General features: G+C 73.4%; 4 protein-coding genes and 1 pseudogene. 4 read left to right on the top strand and 1 reads right to left on the bottom strand.

What is annotated here, in order from left to right:
• From FRAQA3DRAFT_RS36535 to FRAQA3DRAFT_RS02085, 3 genes are all read left to right on the top strand, one after another.
• Nucleotides 1–832, top strand: an 832-nt coding sequence (locus tag FRAQA3DRAFT_RS36535; RefSeq protein WP_009737411.1) for an AIM24 family protein, incomplete at its 5' end; no start/stop codon positions are given.
• A 61-nt stretch (nt 833–893) separates the two neighbouring features.
• The gene (locus tag FRAQA3DRAFT_RS02080) at nt 894–1,571 is read left to right on the top strand and encodes an AIM24 family protein (RefSeq protein ID WP_009737412.1); all 678 of its coding nucleotides are present in this window, start codon (nt 894–896) and stop codon (nt 1,569–1,571) included.
• Between the two features lie 131 nt (nt 1,572–1,702).
• Complete coding sequence (locus FRAQA3DRAFT_RS02085; RefSeq protein ID WP_009737413.1) at nt 1,703–2,794, top strand: AIM24 family protein; 1,092 nt, start codon at nt 1,703–1,705, stop codon at nt 2,792–2,794.
• Nucleotides 2,795–2,920: 126 nt separating this feature from the next.
• On the opposite strand, the gene FRAQA3DRAFT_RS02090 is transcribed toward FRAQA3DRAFT_RS02085, so the two are convergent.
• Nucleotides 2,921–3,811: a DMT family transporter gene (locus tag FRAQA3DRAFT_RS02090; RefSeq protein ID WP_009737414.1), complete on the bottom strand. Its 891-nt coding sequence runs from the start codon at nt 3,809–3,811 to the stop codon at nt 2,921–2,923.
• Nucleotides 3,812–4,229: 418 nt separating this feature from the next.
• On the opposite strand from FRAQA3DRAFT_RS02090, the pseudogene FRAQA3DRAFT_RS35670 reads away from it, so the two are divergent.
• Nucleotides 4,230–4,568, top strand: a pseudogene (locus FRAQA3DRAFT_RS35670) (hypothetical protein); the annotation flags it as partial.

Consider the following 4,568-nt stretch of genomic DNA (forward strand, 5'->3'; position numbering starts at 1 on the left):
TCCCGCTCCGGGTTACGGCGGCCATCCCGTGCCGGGCCAGCCGTCCCCTGCCGGCGGCCCGCCCCCCGGCGGGCCCGGGTACGGCGGCGCGCCGGTGCCGGGCGGCATGCCCGGAGCCCAGCCGCCGGTGGGCGCGTTCGGCGGCCCCGAACCGCTGCCCTCGCAGGCCCAGCCGACCCCGCCGGGGGCGATGAACAGCCTCGCCCCCTACCGCGAGGTGCCGACGGCGGGCCGCTGGACGCAGCAGAACGGCAAGCTGGTCAAGGTCACCCTCGGCCCGGACGCCCTGGCGCTGCGCGGGTCGATGGTCGCCTACCAGGGCAACGTCGAGTTCGACTACAAAAGCGGCGGGCTGCGCGGCCTCATCGAGGGCAAGCTGACCGGCCAGAGCCTCAAGCTCATGACCTGCAAGGGCTCCGGCGAGGTGTTCCTCGCCCAGGACGCCGCCGACCTGCACGTCGTCGAGCTCGGCTCCTCGTCGCTGTGCATCAACGCGAAGAACCTGCTGGCGATGGACGCCACCGTGCGCACCGAGGTGCGCCGGATCGAAAGCCCCGGCATCCCCGGCGGTGGCTTCTTCCACTTCGAGGTCTCCGGGCCGGGTTCGGTGGTCGTCATGACCAAGGGATCGCCGATGACCCTGCCCGTGCAGGGCCCGACGTTCGCGGACATGAACGCGCTGGTCGCGTGGACCACCGGCATGCGGGTCAGCGTCTCGACGCAGGTGCGGATCTCCCGGCAGATCTACGCGGGCAGCAGCGGCGAGGCCCTGGCCCTGCAGTTCATGGGATTCGCCGGTCATTTCGTCGTCGTCCAGCCGTACGAGGTGTGAGAGTGGCGACGATCGCGGCAGCGGGCCCGGCGGTGCGACCGCCGGTGGGAGGGAGCGGGCCGTGCAGGGCAGCCTGATCGAGCACTACGGGCCGACGCCCGTCTTCGAGCGGATGAGCAAGCACGGCTCCAAGATTGCCAAGGTGGTCATGAACCCCGGGCAGGACCTGTTCGCCCGGGTCGGCTCCATGATCGCCTACGAGGGGCTGATCGACTTCAACCCGCAGCCGCCGCAGCTCGGCCGGATCGCGGCGTCCTGGGCGACCGGCGAGGGCGTGCCGCTGATGACGGCGACCGGCCAGGGCCTGCTCTACCTCGCCGACTACGGCAAGGAGGTCATCGTCGCGCAGCTCGCCGGCGAGGGCCTGTCGGTCAACGGCAAGAACATCCTGGCCTTCGACGCGGCGCTGGAATGGAAGATCGAACGCGTCCGCGGCGTCACGATGCTGTCCGGGATGGGGATGTTCAACGTGGTGCTGCGCGGCCACGGCTGGGTCGCGCTGACCGCGAAGGGCAACCCGATCGTGCTCGACACCCGGGAGGCGCCGACGTTCGTCGACACCGACGCCCTCGTCGCCTACACCGACGGCCTGCGCGTCGAACCCCGGCGCACCGCGCGCCTCGGCGGCCTGATCGGGCGCGGCTCCGGCGAGGCGTTCCAGCTCGGTTTCTCCGGACAGGGCTTCGTCGTCGTCCAGCCGAGCGAGGACGAGCGGCCGACCATGTCGCTGCGGGGCTGAGGCGGCATGGGATCCGGTGACGGCGGGCGGTTCGTGGACGGCAGGCGGTTCGTGGACGGCGGGCGGTTCGTTGACGGCATGAGCGGCGGCGGTGCGCGCCGGGCGCGGCGGACGGCGGAGAGGACTGCGACATGACGCAGGGCGGGGCGTACGGCGGTCATCCGGGCGGTCCCGGCGGCTACCCCGGCGGTCCGGGCGGACCCGGCTACCCGCCTCCCGGTCCGGGTTACCCGGGTCCGGGCGGCGGCTACCCGCCGGGTCCCGGCGGTCCCGGCCAGGGCGGCTATCCCGGCGGTCCGGGTGGGGGCTACCCCGGCGGTCCGGGGCTGCCGCCCGGTGGTCCTGGGGGTCCCGGTGGTCCTGGCGGTCCCGGGGGGCCGGCCGGTGGGATCCGCAGCAGCCTGCTCGACAATCCCGAGCGGCCCTCCGACGAGCCGTTCTCCCTGCAGAACGGCAAGATGCTGCGGGCGACGCTCGGCGCCCGCGGGATGCGTGAGTTCTACGCCCGCAAGGGCGCGATGGTCGCCTACCAGGGCGCCGCGAACTTCGACGCCCACTGGGAGGGCTGGGGCGGGCGCTTTCGCAGCTTCTTCAGCGGCGGCGAGGGCCTGAACCTCATGCAGGTCTCCGGCTCCGGCTCGGTCTTCCTCGCCAACCAGGCGCAGGACATCCACATCCTCGACCTGGCCGGCGACGGGCTGACCGTCGACGGCAAGAACGTGCTGGCCTTCAACTCCGACCTGAGCTGGGACCTGGTCCGGGTCGACAGTCAGGTCGGCATCGCCGGCGTCGGCGCCTACCAGGTGGAGCTGCGCGGCAACGGCAAGGTCGCGGTCTGCACGTCGGGCGCGCCGCTGGTCATGCATGTCACCCACCAGAACTACTACTTCGCCGACGCGGACGCGGTCGTCGGCTGGTCGTCGGGCCTACAGGTGTCGATGCAGGCGGCGGTGACGTCCTCGGCGGTGTGGCGGCCGCGCGGCAACACCGGGGAGAGCTGGCAGATGCAGTTCACCGGCGAGGGTTTCGTCATCGTGCAGCCCTGCGAGCTGCTGCCCCCGTACAACGCGCTGGCCGGCGCCGACGCGGCCGGCCACTTCGGTCTCGGCCAGGGCGGCTTCCAGGGCAACCAGCTCGGCGGCCAGCACCGACAGGGCGGCCCCCACGGGCAGGGCGGCGGTTTCGGTGGCGGCGGCATGGGCGGCCTGTTCGGCAACCGCTGACGTCCCGGTCTGGCCGGCAGCCGCCGCCGTCGGCGACCTGCCTGGCCGCCGCCGCCGTCGGCGACCTGCCCAGCCGCCGCTGGAGGGATCGGACGGCTGGCCGAGCGCGCTGGAGCGGGTGCGGCGCTATGGCGCCGGGGGCCGCCGCGGGCGGGGCAGGGCGCTCGCGCGCGAAAGCAGGAACACTCCGCCCACGACCAGCACGGCGGAGACCGCGACGCCCGTGATGACCCCGGACCCCCTCGGAGCGGGGACCCCGAACACAAGGACGCCGAGCGCGTACGCGACGGTCGGGTTGGTGATGTTCATGGCGGTGACGGCTGCGGTCAGCGGGCCGACCGCGTAGGCCATCTGGCCTAGACACAGGCTCGTCAGTGTCACCCCGCACAGGGCATAGGCGAACCAGTGCGTCACTGTCGCGTCGAACCCGTTGTCGAGGGTTTCGTCGGTCGCCTGCTTGAGCAGCAGCGCGCTCAGCGCGAAGAACAATCCGGCGGCGACGCCGAACAGCGTCGCCCTCGCCGCCGGCCGCCGCCCGCGCGACGCGGCGACCAACACCGCGGCCAGCGCGACGATGGCAATGATCGCCAGCACCAGGCGTTCCTGGTCGAGCGGCGGGTGGGCGGGTAGCCGATCCTGCACGCCGAGCAGCAGCGCGAGCCCGGCGCAGATCGCCGCGATGGCCCACCAGGCCGTGCGGGCCATCCGCAGCCGCGTGCCGACCAGCCCGAGCGGGAGCGCGAACAGCAGCTGGGTGACCATGAGCGGCTGCACCTCGGCGAGCGATCCCAGATGCAGCGCCAGTGCCTGGGTGAGGAAGCCGGCCAGGTTCGTCAGCCAGCCGACCAGCCATAACGGCTCGCGGACGAGGTCGAGCAGGTGCCCGAACCCGGGCACGGCCATGTCCTGGTCGTCGCGCGCCGCGAACCGGCTGCGGGCCGCGGCGCGCTGCTGGAGGGCGGCCGACGACGCCAGCAGGAACGCGGCGAGCAGCGCGAGCGGAATGAAGAGCGGCACGGGCGGTGCGGGCGATCAGCAGGTGCGGCCCCGGCCGGCGGCGACCGGCGCGGGGCGGTGCGGCGGTCGCGTCGCGGCCGCTCTGCCGTCGCCGGCGCCTGCGCCCAGACCGTGGCTGCGCGCGGGACCGACCGGCTGAGGATGATCGTCCGGACCGGGCAAGTTGGACACGATGGCCCGTAATGTACCGGTCCTGGCTGTTCCGGACCCGTGGCCGTGGCGCCGGCGAACCCGCCTTACCACCCGAACCGGCTACCTCGCTGCGTGTCATCGATTCGGGCCCCGTCCGGGCTGGTCACCCGTACGTTGTCACTTGCCCGCGCATGACAGGAATGCGGGACCGATCGGGCCCTCCCGCCCTTGAGTTCCAGGCAGGGGGGCGGGTCCACGGTGACCTGTTCGGGGGGGAAGGACGGCGATGCTGACGCCGGTGCTGATTCTGGGGGGACTAGTACTCGTGCTCGTGGCCGCGGTGGCTCTGACCCGCCACACGCCCGAGGCCGAGACGTTCCCACCCGACCGAGATCCATACGAGCAGTGGGCCGCGTCGACCGTCGACGCCGACGCCTGGGGAGCGTTGGCCGACCGGACCCGCAAGGACGCCGGAGCCGTTCGGCCCGACGCCGACGAGCCCGCCCCCGCACCCACTCCCACGTTCACGCCCATTCCGCAAACCCGCTCGGCCGAGCCACTCACCGCCGCCGTTCCCCCCACCGCCGTCGCGGCGGGGCCGGCGTCGGCTGCCGCGTCCGCGGGG

Source organism: Frankia sp. QA3, from assembly GCF_000262465.1.
Lineage (GTDB): Bacteria > Actinomycetota > Actinomycetes > Frankiales > Frankiaceae > Frankia.

What these genes read in the sequence shown, in the direction of transcription:
- FRAQA3DRAFT_RS02085 (WP_009737413.1), top strand. Translation starts at nt 1,703, where the DNA reads ATGACGCAGGGCGGGGCGTACGGCGGTCATCCGGGCGGTCCCGGCGGC.